Here is a 20103-nt window from a genome sequence, read left to right as displayed (position 1 = left end):
GACCGGATATCTCAACATGACGCCCGGTCGCCCGGGGCTCCGGCCAGCGGCCCCGGCATACCCAGCGGCGGGCTTCCGTGGGGTCTCCGGCGGCCTCTCGGGCCTGCCGGGGCGGTCTGGGCCCCACCCGCCAGCGCGAGCCCCGTACGTAGTCAACTCCTGCCGTTTCAGGTATACTTAAGGTAAGAGAGCGTTCATTGAGCTATCGCTGCCGCCGGTTCGATTCCGGCAGTCACACTTACGGTTGGTTTGGCACTCTGGCACTCCTACGAGTTCACCAAGTTCATTCGCACACTCCGTAAGGGCAAGACCTGGGGCATCTGCTCCATTTTCACAATTTCAAATCACAAGGTGGAGGTTGGCATGAAGATTTTCGAATTCATTATGTCAGCCGTAAGCGTCATTGTTGGATGGTTCCATGTGGCGGCAGCTGAGTGAACGGTCTCTGACCGGAGGGGCATCCCAGACGGGGTGCCCCTCCGGCGTTCCTGCGGCCCTATGCGGGCCCGCATACCCCGCCCCTGGCTCCCGTGGGGTCTCCGGCGGCCTCCGGTGCCCGCATGGGGCGTCCGCCCGTCCCCGCCAGCACGAGGCCGCCCGTGGCCGCCCGTGGCCGCCCGGTCACCCAACCCCCGCTGTTTCAGGTAGCGTTCTCCGTGCTGCGAGCGGAGTGCCCGACGCCTCCGTGAAGTTGAGTAGCTGGCCGTCCTTAGTTGATGGACCATCTCGGACTGAGTCGCAGATAGGGAATTGGGCCGCAGAAACGTCCGCGATCCCGAGCATGAGACTCGGGACGTCATGCCAGAAGCTAGGCGCGGAGAGCGCAGAGGAAGAGGGTGGAGCAGTCCAAGTCGGCCTTGGACAGGCACCGAGAGCTTGACGTCGGCACGGCCTCAGCAGGACCACACGTCTGTATACGTGGTGGTCGGGCTGAGAGCTGCGTGCCGCAGGCCCCGACCACCACCCGAAACGGGAAAGTCGGAAGTGAAACTGTCTCTCGGTGTCAAGCTGCTCGTGATCTTCACCTGCGTGTTGATCTCCCTGATCGTCGCCATCGTGGCGACCTGGATCAACCACTCCTCAGGAGCATCGATCGGTGATGCAGTCCTCTTTGGCGGCGGCGCGTTCGCTGGCTCCATGATTCTCTGCCTGGCCGCACTGTCTACGTTCAGCGTGCTTTGACCGCAGCGGGGCCCCGGAGATCTCTCCGGGGCCCCGCGCACGTCGGTCTTCTACTTGTCGGCGACGAAGGTGCCCAAGCCCAGCTCGGTGCGGACGACGCCGGTCGTGCGCAGGTGCGCCAACGCCTTCTGCGCGGTGGACGTGGCGATGTTGAACTCGGCGCTCAGCTCAACGATGCCCGGCACGCGGCTGCCCGGCGGATAGGTCCCGTCGGCCACGCGTGCCTCCACGATCGCGGCCACCTGCCGCCAGATCGGACGGCTTCGATCAAGATCCCGAGTCACTCCCTGACCGTAAGAGCACGCCGTTAGCCGCGCTACCGCAGTAAACTGCGATAGCGCGACATCGCGATATCGCGATACCTACTGGTCAGGACGACGAGGGAGCCACTGTGGCCGGGTTAACCATTCGGGTGTACACGTACGACCCCGCCACCAGGGAGACGCGCGAGGTGAGCGAGCGCGAGTGGTCGTTCGACTCCATGCCGGACGGGTCGCCGATCGACACGCGGTGGCCCTTGTGCCAGTGCCGCCGCTGCAAGGGCGAGGGCACGCCGGGCGAGCTGCGACGCCAGCGGGCTTAGCTGCTCCCCCGGGCGATGGCGTCCCGCACGAGGTCCTCCCAGCCGAGGTCGGCGGCCACCCGCACCGCGTCCTTAGCCACCACCGTGTCACGTTCGATTCGACGCACTTGGTGGCCGCCGGCCCCGGCTTGAATGATCAGCGATTTGAGCTTGGCATCGTGGCCCGCCGCGAACCTGCGCTGAGTCGTCGCGGTGCACCCGGTGACCTTGAGCTGCCACACCTTGTCGCCGCTGACGTCCTCGTGCACCGGGACCTCGTACGAGTAACTGCCACACATACAGGCGGTGTTGGGGTTCTGTGTAGTCATGCCGAGGATCATAAGTGCGGAATGAGCAGCTCTGTGCACTGATAGACCGGAATGGCCAGATCACGCCCAACCCGGCCGGGCAGTAACGCAGTTACTCCTATGCCAGCCCTGCGCGTCTGCGCTAAAATGAGAACGTCCTAGAGGTCGCATGGCATCTGGACGTGGAGAGGGTCAGCGCAATGCTGACTTCAGACGTAGCGCACTCGTAGGCTTGCGGGGCCCTTCACGGCCCGACACACGCCAAGTCTCAGCGAGAAGACGCCACGCTGCTTCACTGCTCCAAACAGACTGTGCCAGTTCAGTCTGTCCCGAGAACATTTGCGCGTTCGTGTGTCAGCGCGGGTGTCTCGGTCCGAACCGTAGGGTTCGGATCGAGGCTGCCTGCGCACCCGATCCGACCCATGACAGGGAAGGTCAGGATCGGTGGACGCCGTCGCCATCGCCATTCTCTCCGTCACTACCGTCGCTTCGGTAGCGTTTGTCGGAGTCAAGCAACTTCTGGACCAGGTCCCCGACGTCATCGACTCGGCTGGACGCGCTCGCGACTCGTGGCAGCGCTTCAAGCAGCCCGAGCTGCCACCTCCGGCGGACGACGAGGAGCCGCCTGCCGCCACATAGGTCGCCCCGGCTACCGCAGCCCCGCACCTACCCCATAAGGTGCGGGGCTGCGGCGTTTCAGCAGCTCAGACGGCAAAACCCTTGTATAGGACGACAGTTCGGGCTAATGCGCTACACTTCTTCGAGTACCTGTGCCTGCGGTGGAGCTGCGAACTCCGGCAGGCGCTTGGCAACGCATCCGTTTGTCACCTCTGTGATCCGCATCCGATATGCGGGGAGTTCCAGGGGATTAGGGCCTGTCAGGCTGAGCTTTTGATGTGTGAACGTGCACTGATGGGCCGTAGCCATCCGACGCCAGGTCGCATGGCTACGGAGGCTTGCCTACCGTCTAGAAACTTCACTTAGCGTATCGATCCACCGGTCGGGCGAGAGCCTGACCGTCTGAGATACCCGGCGATGCGTCGGAAGCAGGGCTTCTCAGTTCAGCCACTTCACCGTGGCCGAGCTGACGAATGCCCTGAGCATGAGCCCTGCCTCGGTCACCGAACTGAAAGGTACCGAGACGTTGGACGGGGCCATGATTCTCGCCATCCTCGCCGTCTTCGGCGTGTTGTCGATCATGCTGTACGCCCTCAAGGGCTTCCTCGATCAGCTGCCCGAATTCTTCGCGTCGCTCCGACGCGCGTGGGAAGCGTGGCAGGAGTTGAAGCGGGCCCGGCGGAAGGCCCGCGAGCTGGAGGCAGCCCAAAGGGAGGCAGCTCGGCGCAGAGCTGCCAGGCGAGAGACAGCAGAGCAGCAGGGATCGCAGTCCCAGCCCGCTGCATAGGTCGTCCCGGCCTCCGGTGGCACCACGGAGCGCACGAGACCCCGCCACGGCCTCCCAGGCCCGGCGGGCACGCGAGAGGCCCCCGGAGATATCTCCGGGGGCCTCGTGCTGTGTGAGGGGGTGACGCTACGCCGCGATGGCCACCCGGAAGCGGATCGGAGCCAGAGCGGCACCCCCGGGAAGAGGTGTGGGTACCCCCATCACGAACCGGCCGAGCCGCGCTGCCTGCCGGGCGGTGACGAGGGAACCGCTGCGGTACTCGGCCTCCACCACGACCGTCCCTCTGGTGAGGGCGGCGATCACCCGGTTGCGCAGGACGAACCTGCTGCGGGTGGGGTGGGATCCCGGTGGCAACTCCGCGACCAACAGGCCCTGTTGGGCAACCCTCCCGATCAACTCCGCATGGCCCCGCGGATAGGGGACGTCGACACCGCAGGCCAGCACCGCCACCGTCGCGCCGCCCACGGCCAGGACCCCGCGGTGCGCCGCTCCGTCCACACCGAACGCGGCGCCCGACATCACCACCCAGCCGCGCTCGGCCAGCCCGGCGCCGAGGGTCGCCGCCATGTGGGCCCCGTACGGCGTGCAGGCCCGCGCACCGACCACCGCGACCGAGCGCAGGGCCCACAGCCGCAGGTCCGGCCGGCCCCGCACCCAGAGCCCGACGGGCCGCGCGTCCCCCAGGTCGTCGAGCTGGCTGGGCCACTCCCGGTCCCCCGGGCAGACGAGGCGCCCGCCCACGGCGGCGGCCACCGCCAGGTCCCGCTCGGGTTCGGCCGCCGCCGCACGGAGCCGGTAGCCCTCCAGCCGTGCGGCGGTCATCCCCGGCAGCCTCTCCGCGGAGCCGTCCGCGACGCGGAGCGCCCGGAGCAACGCGACGGGGCCGTTCTGCCGCAGCCATGCCCCGGCACGCTCGTCCCCCGGCTCCAGCACCCGCGTCAACGCGGCCCGCGCCAACCGCTCGGGCCCCAGCCCTTGCCCCGGCGGCCCCGTGCCATGCCCCTGCTCGTCCCCATTCCCAGGCAGCCCCGTGTCTCGTTCCGGCTTGCCTCCGCTCCCCGGCCGCTCCGGATCCGCCCCGGACCACCGCCCCGGCCCCGGCCCGGGCCCCGGCAGCCCCGCCTCCACCCCGCTCACCGTGCCCCCGCTTCCATCGGCGCACCGCGCTGGATGCCGGTCCGCAGCTCCAGGGCGACCGCGATGTCACAGGCCTCCGGCCGGGCGGCGCCCCTCAGGTCCGCCACCGTCCAGGCCACCCTCAGCACCCGGTCCAGTCCCCGGGCGGTGAGGATCCCGCGCTCCAGGTCCCGCTCCGCCGCGACCGACGCCCCGGGCGCCGCGCACAGCCGGGTCCGCAGCTCGTGGCCGGGTACTTCGCTGTTGGTCGTCCATGGCGTCCCGGTCAGCCGCTCCGCCGCCCGTGCTCTGGCCTCCCGCACCCGGGCGGCGACCACGGCCGTCGGCTCGCCCCGGCCGCCCTGCTCCAGCAGATCCGCGCGGTCGACCGGCTCCACCTCGACCCGCAGGTCGACCCGGTCGAGCAGCGGCCCCGAGAGCCGTGCCTGGTAGCGGCGGACCACCGAGGGCGGACACTCGCAGCCCGCACCGGTCAGGGTGTGCCGCCCGCACGGACAGGGGTTGGCGGCCAGCACCATCAGGAACCGGGCGGGCAGCCGCACCACCCCCGCCGCCCGCGCCACCACCACATGGCCCGACTCCAGCGGCTGGCGCAGCGCGTCCAGCGCCTTCCCCGAGAACTCCGGGGCCTCGTCCAAAAAGAGCACCCCGCGGTGGGCGAGCGAGACGGCCCCGGGCCTCGGGATCCCGTTCCCCCCGCCGACCAGCGACTGCATGGTCGCCGAGTGGTGCGGGGCGCAGTAGGGCGCCCGGGAGACGAGCGGTTCACCCGGGGGGAGGATGCCCGCCACGGAGTGGACCGCCGTCACTTCGAGGGATTCCTGCCGGGTCAGCGGCGGCAGGACCGCCGGGAGCCGCTCGGCCAGCATGGTCTTGCCCGCACCCGGCGGTCCCGAGAGCAGCAGATGGTGTCCCCCGGCCGCAGCCACCTCCAGGGCCTTCCGGGGGCGCAGCTGCCCTGCCACATCCGCCAGGTCCGGGATGTGTCCCTCGCCGCGCGGAGAGGCCGGGGCCAGCCCGGCGCCGAGGCCGGTGCCCGGGATCATGAGTCCGGCGAGCATCGCGTCCGGGCGCCCCCGGTCGTCGGCGGGCTCGTCGGGAACCGGTTCGTCGCAGAGGACGGCGATGAGCTGGCGCAGGCTCCGGACACCGAGGACCGAGACGCCCGGCACCAGGGCCGCCTCCCCGGCCGTCTGCTCGGGGACGACGACCTGCTGGTATCCGGCCTCGGCCGCCGCGAGGACGGCGGGCAGCACGCCCCGTACGGGACGGACCCGCCCGTCCAGGCCCAGCTCGCCGATCATCACGACGTCGGCGATGGAGGCGGGGTCGATCCGCTCCGCCGCGCCGAGGACCGCACAGGCGACAGCAAGATCGAAACCCGAACCACTCTTGGGGACGGAGGCCGGGGAGAGCCCCACCGTGAGCTTCTTCTGCGGCCAGTCAGCCCCGGAATTGACCACCGCGGCCCGCACCCGGTCCCGGCTCTCGATCAGGCTCTTGTCCGGCAGCCCGACCAGCGTGAAGGCCGCCACCCCCGGCTCCAGGTCCGCCTGGACCTCCACCACCACGCCCTCGACGCCGACCAGCGCCACGGAACACGCCCGCGCGTACCCCATCAGGACACCCCCCGTGCGTGCTCCGTGACGGGGGCACCGCGCCGGGGCACGATCACTCCGATCAGATCGATCCTGACCCCTCCGGCCGGCGGCCCGCCGTGCCTCTCCAGCCAGATCTCGGCGAGCCGCCGCAGCCGCTCCGCCTTGACCGGGGTGACCGCGGCCATGGGATGTTCGAACCCGTCCGACCTGCGGGTCTTCACCTCGCAGAAGACCAGCGCGTCACCGTCCCTGGCGACGATGTCGACCTCTCCGGCGCGACAGCGCCAGTTGCGCTCGATCACGGCCATTCCGGCGTCGGTCAGCAGCCGCGCCGCCAGATCCTCGCCGTACCGCCCGAGTGCCCCCCGTGCGTTCATATCGGCACCACCTCCGGCACCGACTCTGACCCGGCCGGACGGAAGTTGTGGATCTTGGTGGACAACCTCCCCGATGTGGAAAACCCGGCCACCCACACGGGTGACCGGGTCTGTACCGCATCTCGCACGAATCGGCGGCCCCGAACCGTCCGGGCCGCGCGGGGTCAGCCTCCCGGAAGTTCCAGATCGCTCTTGTTGAGCTCTTCGATATTGACGTCCTTGAAGGTCAGCACGCGGACCTGCTTGACGAACCTCGCGGGCCGGTACATGTCCCAGACCCAGGCGTCCGCCATGGACACCTCGAAGAAAACCTCACCCTGGACGGAGTGCACCTGCATCTCGTAGTCGTTGGTGAGGTAGAAGCGCCGTTCGGTCTCGATCACATATTTGAACAGACCGACGACATCGCGGTACTCCCGGTAGAGCTTCAGCTCCATCTCGGTCTCGTACTTCTCGAGGTCCTCGGCGCTCATGGCATGTTTCCCCTTCAGCCGTGCGTCCCCCCATTGTGCGTCAGCCTCCGACGCCCCTGGACGATTAGACGATTTCGGCGGCGAGGACCAACGGAACACGCGGGGGACCCTCGTCGAGGAGCGTGCGCAGCAGCTCGGCGAGTCTGGTCGGGTACACCGTCTCACGCGCCGCGAGAAGTTCGGCGGAGGTCCACCACCTCAGACCGGCGACGCTGCGCAATTCGAGTTCGGTGAGGCCCTGGGGGTCGGTGGCGGTCTGGGCCGTACGGGCGAGGAAGTACCACTCGTCCTGGTCCCAGCGCCGCCCGTCGAACGGGAAGGAGCAGATCCGCTTCCAGAGCACCGGGCCCAGCTCGACGTCGGTGATCCCGGTCTCCTCGGCCAGCTCGCGGCGGGCCGCCTCCGCATGGGTCTCGTCGCCCTCCAGGCCGCCGCCGGGGGTGAACCACCAGTCGTCGTCCGGGTCGTCCGGCTCATGGCCGTGGAGCAGGAGGATGCGGTCGTCGGGGTCCAGGAGCACGACCCGGGCGACCCTGCGCGCCGCGCCGGTCACCGGGCGGTTCCGGCGGCCCGGCGGCGGGCGGAGCGGGCGGCGACGGGCCCGTACGCGGCTCCGCCCAGGATGAGCACCACGCCCACCAGCGCCGCCCCGACCTGGAGCGGGAGCGGGCCGTCGGCGGAGACCCCGCCGGGCAGCGCGGCGAACGCATCGGGGCGGCCGATCATGCCGTTCATCGGCCAGGCCACCGCGTCGACCCGGCCCTGGACGGCGCTCAGGGGTACGGAGCCCTGCCCGGCGTCCTCCAGGTGGACCCGGGAATCCAGCGAGGTGGACCGCTCGTCGCCGAGGAGGAAGATCTGCCCCCGGGGCACCTTGGCGGAGAAGTTCTGCGGCGAGGCGGGCGCCGGTGCCCCCGCGGCGGCGGGGCCGCGGTTCAGATACGGCTCGTCGACGGGGGTTCCGTCGACGGTGAGCCGTCCGTCCTTGTCGCAGCAGGCCACCGTGTCCCCGCCGATGCCGACCACCCGCTTCACCATCGGGGTGTCGCCCCAGACGCTGTCGGCGAAGACCACCACATCACCGCGGCGGACGTCCGCCCCGTCTATCCGTTCCGCGAGCACCCGGTCGCCCGCGTTCACCGTGGGGGACATCGACGCGGTGGGAACGGTGTACGGCTTGTACACCACTGCCGCCCAGATGAACCCGCCGAGGAAGAGCACACAGCCGACGGCCACGGCCAGACCCGACACCATGGCGCCGGCCCGGCCGCGGCCGTCTCCGTTGCGTTGCGTACCGCTCATCCCAGCGCTCCCCCATCGGAGATCGACAATCGCTGATCCGAGTCGGCACCCTACCCGGCGGTACGCCCGGCGGTCAGCCTCCTGCGCCGCCACAGCACGAGGGGCAGCGCTCCGGCCACACCCAGTGCGGCCGGGGCCATCGCGGCGGCCGCGTTCAGACCGGGCTGGTCGAACGTGCTGGGGATCGGCAGGGTCGCCCAGCGGCCCACGGGCCAGGCGACGACGATCGCACGGCCGACGACCTCGTCGTTGGAGACGGTGCCCTGGCCGGGAAGCTCCTGGTGGTAGCGGGAGTCCAGGGAGTTCTGCCGGTGGTCGCCCATGACGAAGATCCGGCCCTCCCCGACCTTGATCGGGCCGAAGGGCTTGTCGTTGCACGGGGTGTTCCCCGGGAAGATGAACGACTTCTCGTCGAGCGCCTTGCCGTTGACCGTGACCGGCCCGTTCTCCTTGCACTCGACGGTGTCGCCGCCGACCGCGATGACCCGCTTGATCAGGTCCTTCTCCTCGGAGGAGGGCATCAGACCGATGAAGCTGAGGAACTTCTGCGCCACGTTGGGTTCCGGCGTCGCGGTGTCCTCCAGCCAGCCGCCCGGGTCGTGGAAGACCACGACCTCACCGCGCTCCGGCTCGGATCCGAACCAGGGGGTCAGCTTGTCGACCAGCACCCGGTCGCCCCGCTGCAGGGTGTTCTGCATCGAGTCCGAGGGGATCGAGAACGCCTGGATGAGGAACGTCTTGATCAGCAGAGCCAGAATCAGCGCGATACCGATGAGCAGCGGCAGCTCCATCCAGAAGGAACGCTGCCTCCTGGGAGCCCCGCCACCGCCCGGGGCGTCGTCGTCCGGAGTCCCGCCGTCACCGCCCGGCGGGATCCCCGCCCCGCCCTCGGGAGACTCGTCGCGCTCCGACCGGTCCTCGGGTTCGTCGTGTCCGGATCGTGCGCCGACCGCCAAATCCCCCACATCCACTCCTCAATACGTGCCACTGCCCGCGCCCGATCCGGTGCAGGCCCACCACTCCCATAACGAGCGGGAGTTCCGCAGGGGTCGGGAGCCGGACCATTCCGTCTCGATCCGGAGTGGCAACCCTATGCGACGGGCCCGGAATCGCGGCCTCCGAGCCACTCGCCCGGGTCACCGCGGCGAAGGCCTCGCGCTCCTCCAGCGTGCTCCAGTTGCCGAGCGGCCAGGCGATCACGACGGCCCGCCCCACGACCTCGTCCTCGGAGACCGTGCCCTTGTCGGGCTCGTCGAGATGGAAGCGGGAGTCGGCGGAGTTGGACCGGTGGTCGCCCATCATGAAGAGGCGCCCCGGCGGAACCTCCACCTCGAACCGGACCGTCGAGGGCCGGTCGTCCGGATGCAGGTACGGCTCGGGCAGCGGTACGCCGTTGACGGTGACGCGGCCGTCCTCGCCGCAGCACTTCACGGTGTCACCGCCGACGGCCACCACGCGTTTGATCAGATCCTGCTCGTCGTCGGAGGGCAGCAGGCCGATGAACTTGAGCGCCTGGGTGATCTGCTTGACGCCGACCGGCGGGTCCTTCTTGTCCCCCGCGTTCTCCTGCTGGAGCCAGCCGCCGGGGTCCTTGAAGACGACGACGTCGCCGCGCTGCGGTGTCGACCCGAACAGCGGGGTCAGCTTGTCCACCAGGACCCGGTCGCCGATCTTGATGGTCTGCTCCATCGATCCGGACGGGATCACGAACGCCTGGACGAGGAAGGTCTTCAGGACGAGCGCGATCAGCAGCGCCATCACGATGAGGACCGGTATCTCCTTCACCGCGGATCTGCGGCGCTTGCGCCGGACCTTCTTGGCGAGCCTGCGGCGCTCGGCCCGGGTCGGCAGCGAGCGGGGCGTGGTGGGCCGGCTGCCGGTCGGCAGCGGCACATCGGGGTCCGGGGCGCCGCGCGGACGCCCTCGGTTACCCATGCGCCCTGCCGGGTGCCCCTACGCCGTCGAAGGCGCCGGTCCCCTCCAGACCACCGATCCTGGCGGGCGGCCAGCCCAGCCAGTCCACCCGGCCGATCACCCGCTCGACGGGGACCATCCCGCCACCGGGCGATCCGAGGTGGTCGCGGGAGTCGCTGGAGCGGCTGCGGTGGTCGCCCATCATCCAGAGCGTGCCCTGCGGCACGACGATGTCGAACGGTGCTCCGGAGGCGGTGTCCCCGGGGTGGAGGTACGTCTCTTCAGCCGGCACCCCGTTCACCCGGAGCCTCCCCCGCGCGTCACAGCAGACCACGCGGTCCCCGCCCACGCCCACAACGCGCTTCACGAAGTCGGTGTCGGCGGGCTCGGCGAGGCCCAGGGAGGACGCGGCCCCGCGCGCCAGTGCGGCCACCGGGTTCTCGTCCGGGTCCTCCCGGACGAAGGAGCCGGTCCCGTCGAAGACCACGACGTCGCCGCGCTCGGGCCCGGAGCCGAACCGGTAGGCCAGTTTGTTGACGAGCACCCGGTCCCCGACCCGCAGCGTGGGCTCCATCGAGCCGCTGGGGATCAGGAAGGGCTGCACCACGAAGGCGCTGAACAGCAGCGCCACGACCGCGACCGCCACCCCCACGACGAGGATCCGCCGCCGACGGGAACGTACGGAGGTGAGAGCGCCCCGGACACGCGAGAAGCGCGACCGCTCCTCGGACCCGGCACGGGGTTCCGAGGAGCGATCGCGCTCCGAGTGCTCTGCTTGCGTGTCCATCGCGGCCGAATCCTATCCGGCCGCGCTGTGGACGCGGGAAGCAGCTCAGTTGTCGCGCTTCTCCTTGATCTTCGCGGCCTTGCCGCGGAGCTCACGGAGGAAGTACAGCTTGGCGCGACGGACGTCACCGCGGCTGACGAGCTCGATCTTCTCGAAGATCGGGCTGTGCACCGGGAAGGTGCGCTCGACGCCGACGCTGAAGGAGACCTTGCGGACCGTGAAGGTCTCGCTGACGCCCGAGCCCTGGCGGCGGATGACGATGCCCTTGAACTGCTGGATACGGGAGCGGTTGCCCTCGATCACTCGCACGTGGACGTTGACGGTGTCACCGGGGCGGAACGCCGGGACGTCCGTACGGACAGAGGCGGCGTTGACGCCATCGAGCAGGGAAGACATGAATTCTGCTTTCTTCGCCGATGCCACAGGTCATCGACGGGATATCGAGAGGAGTTCGGAGTGCTGATCGCGTCGGGCGGGCGTCTTTCCCCCTGTGGCAGGGGCGCACACCGGACGTACAGCAGCGGCCTATTCTTCCACGGCCGAGGGCCTGCGCCAAAATCGGCCGCCGGGCTCCGGGGCGAAGCCGAGGATGGAGAGGATCTCGCGGTCCTTCTTGTCGAAGGCGCTCGCCTCGCACCGCTCGATCAGATCGGGCCGGTTGAGGGCGGTCCGGGCGAATGCCTGGTCCCGCCGCCAGCGCGCGATCTTCCCGTGGTGGCCGCTGAGCAGGACGTCCGGGATGGACCGGCCGCGCCACTCGGGCGGCTTGGTGTAGACGGGCCCCTCCAGGAGGTCGGCCATCGCACCCGGGGCGAAGGAGTCGTCGCGGTGCGATTCGGCGTTGCCGAGGACCCCCGGCAGCAGCCGGGCCACGGCCTCCGTGATCACCAGGACGGCGGCCTCCCCGCCGGCCAGCACGTAGTCGCCGATGGAGACCTCGACGACCGGGATCCGGGTGGCGTACTCGTCGATCACCCGGCGGTCGATGCCCTCGTACCGCGCCGGGGTGAAGACCAGCCAGGGCTTCGCGGAGAGCTCGACGGCCAGTTCCTGGGTGAACGGGCGGCCGCTGGGCGTGGGCACGACGAGCACCGGGGAGTGCGCGCCGGACTCGTACCCGTCGGCCAGCGACTCGTCCAGCGCCTCGCCCCAGGGCTCGGTCTTCATGACCATGCCGGGACCGCCGCCGTACGGGGTGTCGTCGACCGTGTTGTGCCGGTCGTACGTCCACTCCCGCAGGTCGTGGACGTGGACGTCGAGCACACCGCGGGCGCGGGCCTTGCCGACGAGCGAGACGTCCAGCGGGTCCAGGTACTCGGGGAAGATCGTGACGACGTCGATCCGCATCAGGCGTCGCCCTTCGGCGCCTCGTCGGTCTTCTCGGCCGCCCCCTGGGACTCCGCCTCCTCGTCGCGGGAGGAGGCCACCACGGCCTCGCTCTCGTCGATCAGGCCGGGCGGCGGGGTGATGACCGCGCGCTGCTCCTCCAGGTCGATCTCGGTGACGATCTCCTCCACGAAGGGGATCATCACCTCGCTGCCGTCGGGGCGCTCCACGATGAAGAGGTCCTGCGAGGGCAGGTGGGAGATCTCGGTGATCCGGCCGATCTCGGTGCCGTCGGCGAGCACGACGTCCAGGTCGATCAGCTGGTGGTCGTAGAACTCCTCGGGGTCCTCCGGGGGCTCGTCCGGGTCCACGTCGGCGATCAGCAGGGTGTTGCGCAGGGCCTCGGCGCCCGAGCGGTCGCGCACGCCTTCGAAGCGCAGCAGCAGCCTGCCGCTGTGCACCCGGCCCGACTCGATCGTCAGCGGGCCGGTGGCCGCCGGATCGGTGGCCAGGACGGCGCCGGGCCCGAGCCGCAGCTCCGGCTCGTCCGTTCGTACCTCGACGGTGACCTCGCCCTTGATTCCGTGGGCACGGCCGATCCGCGCAACTACCAACTGCACGCTGTCTCTCCGATGGGTGGGTTACGGACGTGGGTGCGGGAAGCACCCGGGGTGGCCGACGACAAAGGCCGGGGACGGCTCGAAAGCCCTCCCCGGCCCTGGCCGGTGTTCAACTGCGGTCAGCGGACCTGGTCCACATCGATGAGATCGACGCGGATACCACGGCCGCCGATGGCGCCCACGACGGTCCGCAGGGCGCGAGCGGTGCGGCCGTTACGGCCGATCACCTTGCCGAGGTCGTCGGGGTGGACCCGGACCTCCAGCACGCGCCCGCGGCGCAGGGTGCGCTCGGCAACCTGCACGTCGTCGGGGTTGTCGACGATGCCCTTCACGAGGTGCTCGAGAGCCTCCTCGAGCATGCTCAGGCCTCGGTCGACTCGGTGGACGCGGCAGCGTCAGCCGCCTCGTCCGCCTTCTTGTCGGACTTCTTGGCCTTGGGGGTGATGGCCTCACCCTTGGCCTCGTCGCCGTCCGAGGACAGCGCCTCGAACAGCGCGCGCTTGTCAGCCTTGGGCTCCGGCTGCAGCAGCGGCGCGGGGGCCGGGAGGCCCTTGTGGGCCTGCCAGTCACCGGTGAGCTTCAGGATCGCGAGGACCGGCTCGGTCGGCTGGGCGCCGACGGACAGCCAGTACTGCGCGCGCTCTGCGTTGACCTCGATGCGCGAGGGGTTCTGCACCGGGTGGTACAGGCCGATCTCCTCGATGGCCCGGCCGTCACGGCGGGTACGGGAGTCGGCGACGACGATGCGGTAGTGAGGCGAACGGATCTTGCCCAGACGCTTCAGCTTGATCTTGACTGCCACGGAAGTGGTGTCTCCTGGTCTATGACGTGGTTGGGCACAACTAGATGCCACGTGGGGTTGCGGTACTCGGAGTGCCCGATGGACGCGTCAGCCGGAGGAGAGAGGGGTCCTGTGCGACTGTCGAGTACAGCTAGCCATTGTGCCACACCACTTCGGCTCACCCCACCGCGACCGCCGCTTCCGGGATCTGGAACGGCTTGCCGCAGCCACCGCAGACGATCGGGGCCTGGGCCAGGACCGAGGGGACGACGCGGACGTTGCGTCCGCAGTCGCAGACGGCCTTGACCCGGACTCCGCCCCCGGAGGAGCCGTGCCGGGCGGCAGGGCCCCGGAAGGAGCGCTTGGTGTCGGCGGCGGTGGCGACCGTGTGCGCCTTGAGGGCGCGCTGCAGCCGTTCGGTGGTCGGGCGGTACCGGCGCTTGGCCTCCGGATTCAGCGTGACCAGCGAGAATCCGCTGCTGGGATGGGGTTCCTCGGCATGATCGAGGCCCAGCTCCTCGGCGATCGCGAGGAAGCGTCGGTTGTGGTAGCGGCCGGCGCGGGAAGTGTCACGTACTCCTCTCGCGGCGGCGATGCCGTGGACTGCCTCGTGGAGCAGTCGCTCGAAGGAGAGCTCGGCGCCACAGGCGGACGAGGACTCTCCGATCAGGGACTCGGGCGCGGCTAGATCGGGCAGCTCGGAGTGGTACCGCTGAATGTCGGCCCACGCCTGTGCCAGCTCTGCGGCAAGTACAGGTGGTGTCGTGCTCACGTCGTGACAACGAGTCCGAGTGCCCCGGTGTTCCTATTCCGGGGCATCCCAAATAATTTGCACGTACCAGTCAGTTGCTCGTGATGTGTCCTGGATGCGTCCGGACGAGGGCGGGTGCGCCGAACTGCGGAGAAGACGCACAGCTCGCACCAAGGTGGTGCACAGCGTGCGGTACGCCCGGCGCACGTGATGTGCGGTGCGCCGGAGGCCGGCGCCACTTACGGGTCTGCCGGAGAGGTTACCCGGCGGGCCGCTCGACGTGCCCGGTGCCCGGTGTCGGGTAAGACTGATTCGGAGAGGCGCACGACCGGGGCACGCAAACAGTGCCCCACAACCCCTGGACGGAACGGCGGATGCGCAGTTCTCTGTCATACGGGGGGGTGCGGACATACGCATACGGGGGCCGTCCACTCGGGCAAGATCGACCTCTTGGCGGATTGGGGCGCTTTCCATGACACCAACGCTCGTCCGGAACCACCGGGACGCGGATCTCTCCGCGCCGGCGGACGCCGGTACCCGTGCCCGCGACTGGGCCGAGATCCAGGAACGCATGCTGGCACCGCTCTACGAGGCGGTGTACGACCGGCTCGAAGTCGGACCCGCCACCCGGATGCTGTCGCTCGGCTGCGGCTCCGGGCTCGCCATGCTCGTCGCGGCGGCCCGGGGGGCGCATGTCACGGGCGTGGACTCCGACCGGGAGCGCCTGGCGCTGGCCCGTGCGCGGCTGCTGCCCGACGAGGGCGCGGAAGGTGCGCCCGCGCACCGGGCCCGGCTGCACGACGACGGGCTCCCGGCGGGCGCCGGCGCGGACGGGGCACCGTACGACCTGATCACCGTGTTCGAGCCGATCGGCTGCGCCGCCGGTGACTCCGAGGGGCTGGTGCCGGCGCTGGAGTCGGCGCTGCCGCTGGCCGCCCGGGGCGCGACCGTGGTGCTGACCGGCTGGGGCCCGCCGGAGCGGTGTGCCACGGCGCCGGTGCTGCGGGTCGCGGCCCGGCTGGCGGAGTCCACGCGCCCGCCGCGTCCCGGCGGGTGGCGGCCGACCCTCCGGGACGATCTGGAGGACGTGGCCGCGCGGGCGGGTCTGAAGCCGGACGGTTCGGGGCGGGTCTCCTGCCCGTTCGGGTACGCGGATCCGGACAGTGCGGTGCGCGGGCTGCTGTCGACCGGGCTCTTCGACGCCGCCGTACGGGCCACCGACCGCTCCCAGGTGGAGAAGGAGGTCGCGGAGGCGCTGCATCCCTACCGGCGGGCGGACGGCACGGTGTGGATGCCGAACGTCTTCCGCTACCTGGTGTGCACGACGTGACCTGAGAGCCGCTCCGAACGCGCGTAAGGGGCGCCCTCTCTCAAGGGCGCCCCTTACACATGTCCGCTGTCGCCGGTCAGCCCATGAACTTCTTGAACTCGTCCGGCAGCTCGAAGTTCTTGTCCTCCTGGGCGGGGAGCCCGAACGCGCCGCCCTGGGCGGCCGCCTGCTCGCGGCGCTCCGCGGCGGCGGCCTCCTCGGCCTTGCGCTTCATCGGGTTGCCGCTCTTGCGCTTGCCCTTGGCCTGCTTGATCTGCTTCTTCTGGCGGCCGGGGCCGCCGCCCATGCCGGGCATCCCCGGCATCCCGGGCATGCCGCCGCCCTGGGCCATCTTCGACATCATCTTGCGGGCCTCGAAGAAGCGCTCCACCAGGCTCTTGACGGCGGATACCTCGACGCCCGAACCCTTGGCGATACGGGCCCGGCGCGAGCCGTTGATGATCGTCGGCTCGGCGCGCTCCTTCGGGGTCATCGACTTGATGATCGCGGCGGTGCGGTCGATGTCACGCTCGTCGATGTTGTTGATCTGGTCCTTGATCTGCCCCATGCCGGGCAGCATCCCGAGCAGCTTGGAGATGGAGCCCATCTTCCGGACCTGCTCCATCTGGGCCAGGAAGTCGTCGAGCGTGAAGTCCTTGCCGCCCTTGCTGGAGGACAGCTTGGAGGCCATTTTGGCGGCCTCTTCCTGACTGAACGTCTTCTCCGCCTGCTCGATCAGGGTGAGCAGGTCACCCATGTCGAGGATGCGGGAGGCCATCCGGTCCGGGTGGAACGCGTCGAAGTCCTCCAGCTTCTCGCCGTTCGACGCGAACATGACCTGCTTGCCCGTGACATGGGCGATCGACAGGGCCGCACCACCGCGGGCGTCACCGTCGAGCTTGGAGAGCACCACGCCGTCGAAGCCGACGCCGTCGCGGAAGGCCTCCGCGGTGTTGACCGCGTCCTGACCGATCATCGCGTCGACGACGAAGAGGATCTCGTCGGGGCTGACGGCGTCGCGGATGTCCGCGGCCTGGCTCATCAGCTCCTGGTCGATACCGAGGCGGCCGGCGGTGTCGACGATGACGATGTCGTGGACCTTGGTCTTGGCGAACTCGATGGAGTCCTTGGCGACCTGGACCGGGTCGCCGACGCCGTTGCCCGGCTCGGGGGCGTACACGGCGACACCGGCGCGCTCGGCGACGACGCTCAGCTGGTTGACGGCGTTGGGGCGCTGGAGGTCGCAGGCGACGAGCAGCGGGGAGTGGCCCTGGCTCTTGAGCCAGAGGCCGAGCTTTCCGGCCAGCGTCGTCTTACCGGCACCCTGGAGACCGGCGAGCATGATCACGGTGGGCGGGTTCTTGGCGAACCGCAGCCGCCGGGTCTCGCCGCCGAGGATGGAGACGAGCTCCTCGTTGACGATCTTGACGACCTGCTGGGCGGGGTTCAGCGCCTGGGAGACCTCGACGCCACGCGCCCGCTCCTTCACATTGGCGATGAAGGCCCGGACCACGGGCAGGGCGACATCGGCTTCCAGCAGGGCGATACGGATCTCGCGTGCCGTGGCGTCGATGTCCGCCTCGGACAAGCGGCCCTTGCCCCTGAGGTTCTTGAAAGTCGCGCTAAGGCGGTCGGAGAGAGTATCGAACACGGCGCTCGTCGGTCCTCAGGGTCGGGGGCGGGGCAGGTCAATCGCCCTCCAGGGTATCCGTCCCCCGGAGAACACCAAGCCCTCGGCCGGATCCGGAGCCGGGCGAGGGCTTGATGTGGGTGTCCTACGGGTCAGCCGAGGGCCTTCTCGACCTCCCGGGCGACCTCGGCGGCCCGGATCTCCGGCAGCGGTTCGCCGTCGGTGCCGGTGACGTAGAAGGCGTCCACGGCGTTGGCGCCGAGGGTGGAGACATGGGCGCTGCGCACCCGTACCGCGCATCCCTCCAGGGCGTTGCCGATCCGGTGCAGCAGCCCCGGGGCGTCCTGGGCACGGACCTCGATGACGGTGGCGCGACGGGAGCCGGCCGCGGCGACGGCGACCCGGGGCGGCGGGGCCTTCACGCCCCTGCGGCGCGGATAGGCGGCCTCCCGCTCCGCGAGCCGGGCCCGGATGTCCAGGGAGCCGTCCAGGGCGCGTACGAGGTCGGCGCGGAGCCGGGTGGCCTGCGGGAGGGACCCGTACTCGGCCGCGACCCGCCAGCTGAGCAGCAGCAGGTCCGCCCGCTCGCCCAGTTCGTTGGGGAGCTCCACCGCTCGCAGGTCGGCGGCGCGCACGGTGAGGCGGTGCAGGGCGAGGACTCCGGCGGCGGCGGGCAGGACGCCGGGACGGTCGGGCAGGGCGATGAGCAGCTCGACGCCGACGGGTTCCACCTCGCCCTCCCCGGCGGGCTCCTCCGGGTGGGTGTGCAGGGTGAGGGCGGGTTCACCGGTGCGCAGGGCCTCGATGGCGAGGCGTTCGTGCTCGGCGCTGGGCGCGGCCTCCTCCGGTTCCTCGGGGGCCTCCCCCGCGAGGACGGCGGCGACGCGTTTGACGAGGTCGGTGACGAGGGAGGCCCGCCAGGTGGACCAGGCGGCGGGCCCGGTGGCGAGCGCGTCGGCCTCGGTGAGGGCGTGCAGCAGCTCCAGGGTGGAGGCGGTGGAGACGGCTTCGGCGACCGACCGCACGGTGGCGGGGTCGTCCAGGTCGCGCCGGGTGGCGGTCTCGACGAGCAGCAGATGGTGGCGTACGAGGGTGGCGATGACGCCCACGTCGTGCTTGTCGAAGCCGATCCGGGTGGCCATGTCCCGGGCGATGACCTCGCCGGCCACCGAGTGGTCGCCGGGCCAGCCCTTGCCGATGTCGTGGAGGAGGGCGGCGACCAGGAGGAGGTCGGGGCGGTGGACGCGGCGGGTGAGGGAGGCCGCGCGGACGGCGGTCTCCACCAGGTGCCGGTCGACGGTCCAGGTGTGGACGGGGTTGCGCTGGGGGCGGCAGTGGACGCGTTCCCAGTCGGGCAGCAGCCGGGTGATGATCCCTTCCGCTTCGAGCGCCTCCCAGACGCCGATGGCGGACTCCCCCGCGCCGAGCAGGGTGACCAGCTCCTCGCGGGCCTCCGGCGGCCACGGGACCGGCAGCGGCCGGACGGTGGTGGCGAGGTGGCGTACGAGGTGGCGGGAGAGCGGCAGTCCGGCCTCGGCGGCGGCCGCGGCGGCGCGCAGGGTGAGGACGGGGTCGCGGTCGGGGCGGGCGGCGCGGGCGAGGACCACTTCGCCGTCGGCCTCCACCACGCCGTCGGCGAGCGGGGCGCGCTCGGGGGCGGGTTTGGCGGAGACGCGGCCGCCGCTGAGCATGGCGCGGAGCCGGGGGCGGACCGAGCGGGCGCGCAGGACCCGGTTGACCTCGCGCCAGGTGACGTCGGTGGCGTACGAGACCGTCCGGGCGGCCTCGTACACCTGGCGCAGCAGCGCGTCGGCGTCCATGAGTCCGAGCGCCTCGGCGACCTGGTCCTGTTCCTGGAGGGCGAGTCGGTCGGTGGCGCGGCCGGTGGTGAGGTGGAGGGCGTCGCGGGCGTCCAGGAGGATACGGCGGGCCTGGTCAAGCCCCTCGCGGGGGGCGTCGGCGACCCAGGACGCGGCGACAGCACGCAGGGCGGTGGCGTCGCGGAGGCCGCCGCGGGCCTCCTTGAGGTCGGGTTCCAGGAGGAACTGGAGCTCGCCCATCCGCTCCGCGCGCTCCTGGCAGAGCTCGTGGAGGGCGGGGAGGCGCTTGGGCGCCTGGTTGCGCCAGTCCGCGAGGATCGCGGTGCGCAGGGAGGCGACCAGGCCGAGGTCGCCGGCGACCGGGCGGGCGTCCAGCAGGCCGAGCTGGACCTTGAGGTCCTCGCCCGCCGTCTTCCGGGCCTCGCCGGGGGTGCGTACGGAGTGGTCGAGGGCCAGGCCCAGGTCCCAGACCGGGTACCAGATGCCGTCCGCGAGAGCGGCGACGGCCGCGGCGTCGGCGCTGCCGTCGTGGAGGAGGAGCAGGTCGAGGTCGCTGCGCGGGGAGAGTTCGCCGCGCCCGTAGCCGCCGACGGCGACGAGGGCCGCGCCACGGACCCCGGCGCGTGCCGCCGCCGAGGTGAACAGGCCGGTGAGCCAGTCGTCGGTGAGGCCGGCGAGGGCCGCACGGCGCGGCGGCCCGGACCGCGCCTCCTGCTGGAGGAGGCGCAGCCGGGCCGCCGCGTAGCCGCTGGGTCCCGAGTCTTCGCTATCGGTGATCGCTTCGGTGCTCGTCACCCAGATGCCTTCCGTTCGGTGGG

At 70.7% G+C, this 20103-nt stretch carries 23 protein-coding genes and 1 pseudogene; 5 read left to right on the top strand and 19 right to left on the bottom strand.

What is annotated here, in order from left to right; genetic code table 11:
* The first annotated feature begins 984 nt into the window (after positions 1 to 984).
* On the top strand, positions 985 to 1182 hold the full coding sequence (locus tag IE264_RS14880) for a hypothetical protein (RefSeq protein ID WP_032757427.1): 198 nt from the start codon (positions 985 to 987) through the stop codon (positions 1180 to 1182).
* 50 nt (positions 1183 to 1232) lie between these two features.
* Here the strand turns inward: IE264_RS14880 and IE264_RS14875 are convergent, their stop codons facing one another.
* Complete coding sequence (locus IE264_RS14875; RefSeq protein WP_032757428.1) at positions 1233 to 1466, bottom strand: GntR family transcriptional regulator; 234 nt, start codon at positions 1464 to 1466, stop codon at positions 1233 to 1235.
* 128 nt (positions 1467 to 1594) lie between these two features.
* Between IE264_RS14875 and IE264_RS14870 the strand changes: the two genes are divergently transcribed.
* A complete protein-coding gene (locus tag IE264_RS14870; RefSeq protein ID WP_190167646.1) occupies positions 1595 to 1765 on the top strand; it encodes a hypothetical protein in 171 nt (56 codons plus the stop codon).
* Here the strand turns inward: IE264_RS14870 and IE264_RS14865 are convergent.
* Positions 1762 to 2073 carry a hypothetical protein gene (locus tag IE264_RS14865; protein ID WP_078657479.1) on the bottom strand — a complete coding sequence of 104 codons (312 nt, stop codon included), beginning with the start codon at positions 2071 to 2073 and terminating at the stop codon, positions 1762 to 1764. The genes IE264_RS14870 and IE264_RS14865 overlap by 4 nt on opposite strands.
* A 423-nt stretch (positions 2074 to 2496) precedes the next feature.
* Here IE264_RS14865 and IE264_RS14860 point away from each other — a divergent pair, with 423 nt between their 5' ends.
* Together IE264_RS14860 and IE264_RS14855 are read left to right on the top strand one after the other, a co-directional pair.
* Positions 2497 to 2691, top strand: coding sequence for a hypothetical protein (locus tag IE264_RS14860; RefSeq protein WP_032757430.1), 195 nt, complete (start codon positions 2497 to 2499; stop codon positions 2689 to 2691).
* Positions 2692 to 3127: 436 nt separating this feature from the next.
* Positions 3128 to 3457 carry a hypothetical protein gene (locus IE264_RS14855; RefSeq protein WP_032757431.1) on the top strand — a complete coding sequence of 110 codons (330 nt, stop codon included), beginning with the start codon at positions 3128 to 3130 and terminating at the stop codon, positions 3455 to 3457.
* Positions 3458 to 3628: 171 nt separating this feature from the next.
* Here the strand turns inward: IE264_RS14855 and dprA are convergent.
* The 15 genes and pseudogenes from dprA to IE264_RS14780 form a co-directional block, all read right to left on the bottom strand.
* A pseudogene (dprA, locus tag IE264_RS14850) lies at positions 3629 to 4390 on the bottom strand (DNA-processing protein DprA); the annotation flags it as partial.
* A 200-nt stretch (positions 4391 to 4590) separates the two neighbouring features.
* Positions 4591 to 6213 carry a YifB family Mg chelatase-like AAA ATPase gene (locus IE264_RS14845; RefSeq protein WP_032757432.1) on the bottom strand — a complete coding sequence of 541 codons (1623 nt, stop codon included), beginning with the start codon at positions 6211 to 6213 and terminating at the stop codon, positions 4591 to 4593.
* Complete coding sequence (locus IE264_RS14840) at positions 6213 to 6572, bottom strand: YraN family protein (protein WP_031124481.1); 360 nt, start codon at positions 6570 to 6572, stop codon at positions 6213 to 6215. Before IE264_RS14840 ends, IE264_RS14845 begins: the two co-directional genes overlap by 1 nt.
* 164 nt (positions 6573 to 6736) lie before the next feature.
* Positions 6737 to 7045 carry a DUF2469 domain-containing protein gene (locus IE264_RS14835; protein ID WP_003965949.1) on the bottom strand — a complete coding sequence of 103 codons (309 nt, stop codon included), beginning with the start codon at positions 7043 to 7045 and terminating at the stop codon, positions 6737 to 6739.
* Between the two features lie 64 nt (positions 7046 to 7109).
* On the bottom strand, positions 7110 to 7598 hold the full coding sequence (locus IE264_RS14830; protein WP_032757433.1) for an NUDIX hydrolase: 489 nt from the start codon (positions 7596 to 7598) through the stop codon (positions 7110 to 7112).
* Complete coding sequence (lepB, locus tag IE264_RS14825) at positions 7595 to 8347, bottom strand: signal peptidase I (protein ID WP_015611686.1); 753 nt, start codon at positions 8345 to 8347, stop codon at positions 7595 to 7597. The genes IE264_RS14830 and lepB (IE264_RS14825) overlap by 4 nt, the downstream gene beginning before the upstream one ends.
* A 50-nt stretch (positions 8348 to 8397) precedes the next feature.
* Positions 8398 to 9303 (bottom strand): signal peptidase I, encoded by a 906-nt coding sequence (gene lepB, locus IE264_RS14820; RefSeq protein WP_032757434.1) that lies wholly within the window; start codon positions 9301 to 9303, stop codon positions 8398 to 8400.
* A complete protein-coding gene (gene lepB, locus IE264_RS14815; RefSeq protein WP_032757435.1) occupies positions 9206 to 10282 on the bottom strand; it encodes a signal peptidase I in 1077 nt (358 codons plus the stop codon). Before lepB (IE264_RS14815) ends, lepB (IE264_RS14820) begins: the two co-directional genes overlap by 98 nt.
* Positions 10275 to 11048 (bottom strand): signal peptidase I, encoded by a 774-nt coding sequence (gene lepB, locus IE264_RS14810; RefSeq protein ID WP_032757436.1) that lies wholly within the window; start codon positions 11046 to 11048, stop codon positions 10275 to 10277. Before lepB (IE264_RS14810) ends, lepB (IE264_RS14815) begins: the two co-directional genes overlap by 8 nt.
* Positions 11049 to 11093: 45 nt before the next feature.
* Entirely contained in the window at positions 11094 to 11444 is a 351-nt protein-coding gene (gene rplS / locus IE264_RS14805) for a 50S ribosomal protein L19 (protein ID WP_032757437.1), read from the bottom strand.
* A gap of 129 nt (positions 11445 to 11573) precedes the next feature.
* Entirely contained in the window at positions 11574 to 12395 is an 822-nt protein-coding gene (gene trmD / locus IE264_RS14800; protein ID WP_032757438.1) for a tRNA (guanosine(37)-N1)-methyltransferase TrmD, read from the bottom strand.
* Positions 12395 to 12994, bottom strand: coding sequence for a ribosome maturation factor RimM (rimM, locus tag IE264_RS14795; RefSeq protein WP_032757439.1), 600 nt, complete (start codon positions 12992 to 12994; stop codon positions 12395 to 12397). The genes trmD and rimM overlap by 1 nt, the downstream gene beginning before the upstream one ends.
* A gap of 119 nt (positions 12995 to 13113) precedes the next feature.
* Positions 13114 to 13353: an RNA-binding protein gene (locus tag IE264_RS14790; RefSeq protein WP_015611679.1), complete on the bottom strand. Its 240-nt coding sequence runs from the start codon at positions 13351 to 13353 to the stop codon at positions 13114 to 13116.
* 2 nt (positions 13354 to 13355) lie between these two features.
* Entirely contained in the window at positions 13356 to 13796 is a 441-nt protein-coding gene (rpsP, locus tag IE264_RS14785; protein WP_015611678.1) for a 30S ribosomal protein S16, read from the bottom strand.
* 157 nt (positions 13797 to 13953) lie between these two features.
* Positions 13954 to 14547 (bottom strand): hypothetical protein, encoded by a 594-nt coding sequence (locus IE264_RS14780; protein WP_007452841.1) that lies wholly within the window; start codon positions 14545 to 14547, stop codon positions 13954 to 13956.
* A gap of 451 nt (positions 14548 to 14998) precedes the next feature.
* On the opposite strand from IE264_RS14780, the gene IE264_RS14775 reads away from it, so the two are divergent.
* Entirely contained in the window at positions 14999 to 15856 is an 858-nt protein-coding gene (locus IE264_RS14775; RefSeq protein ID WP_015611677.1) for a methyltransferase domain-containing protein, read from the top strand.
* A gap of 76 nt (positions 15857 to 15932) precedes the next feature.
* On the opposite strand, the gene ffh is transcribed toward IE264_RS14775, so the two are convergent.
* Positions 15933 to 17486 (bottom strand): signal recognition particle protein, encoded by a 1554-nt coding sequence (ffh, locus tag IE264_RS14770; RefSeq protein ID WP_015611676.1) that lies wholly within the window; start codon positions 17484 to 17486, stop codon positions 15933 to 15935.
* Between the two features lie 131 nt (positions 17487 to 17617).
* Complete coding sequence (locus tag IE264_RS14765) at positions 17618 to 20080, bottom strand: [protein-PII] uridylyltransferase (protein ID WP_032757440.1); 2463 nt, start codon at positions 20078 to 20080, stop codon at positions 17618 to 17620.
* Positions 20081 to 20103 lie beyond the last annotated feature (23 nt).

The sequence above is a fragment of the Streptomyces microflavus genome (genome assembly GCF_014650075.1).
Taxonomy (GTDB): Bacteria; Actinomycetota; Actinomycetes; order Streptomycetales; family Streptomycetaceae; genus Streptomyces; species Streptomyces microflavus.
This window is presented reverse-complemented; position numbering and strand designations above follow the sequence as displayed.

Coding starts and splice junctions, on each gene's coding strand:
- rplS (WP_032757437.1), bottom strand. CDS start 11,444: ATGTCTTCCCTGCTCGATGGCGTCAACGCCGCCTCTGTCCGTACGGAC.
- lepB (WP_032757435.1), bottom strand. CDS start 10,282: ATGGGTAACCGAGGGCGTCCGCGCGGCGCCCCGGACCCCGATGTGCCG.
- trmD (WP_032757438.1), bottom strand. CDS start 12,395: ATGCGGATCGACGTCGTCACGATCTTCCCCGAGTACCTGGACCCGCTG.
- IE264_RS14845 (WP_032757432.1), bottom strand. CDS start 6,213: ATGGGGTACGCGCGGGCGTGTTCCGTGGCGCTGGTCGGCGTCGAGGGC.
- lepB (WP_015611686.1), bottom strand. CDS start 8,347: ATGAGCGGTACGCAACGCAACGGAGACGGCCGCGGCCGGGCCGGCGCC.
- lepB (WP_032757436.1), bottom strand. CDS start 11,048: ATGGACACGCAAGCAGAGCACTCGGAGCGCGATCGCTCCTCGGAACCC.
- IE264_RS14835 (WP_003965949.1), bottom strand. CDS start 7,045: ATGAGCGCCGAGGACCTCGAGAAGTACGAGACCGAGATGGAGCTGAAG.
- IE264_RS14865 (WP_078657479.1), bottom strand. CDS start 2,073: ATGACTACACAGAACCCCAACACCGCCTGTATGTGTGGCAGTTACTCG.
- IE264_RS14840 (WP_031124481.1), bottom strand. CDS start 6,572: ATGAACGCACGGGGGGCACTCGGGCGGTACGGCGAGGATCTGGCGGCG.
- IE264_RS14790 (WP_015611679.1), bottom strand. CDS start 13,353: ATGCTCGAGGAGGCTCTCGAGCACCTCGTGAAGGGCATCGTCGACAAC.
- IE264_RS14775 (WP_015611677.1), top strand. CDS start 14,999: ATGACACCAACGCTCGTCCGGAACCACCGGGACGCGGATCTCTCCGCG.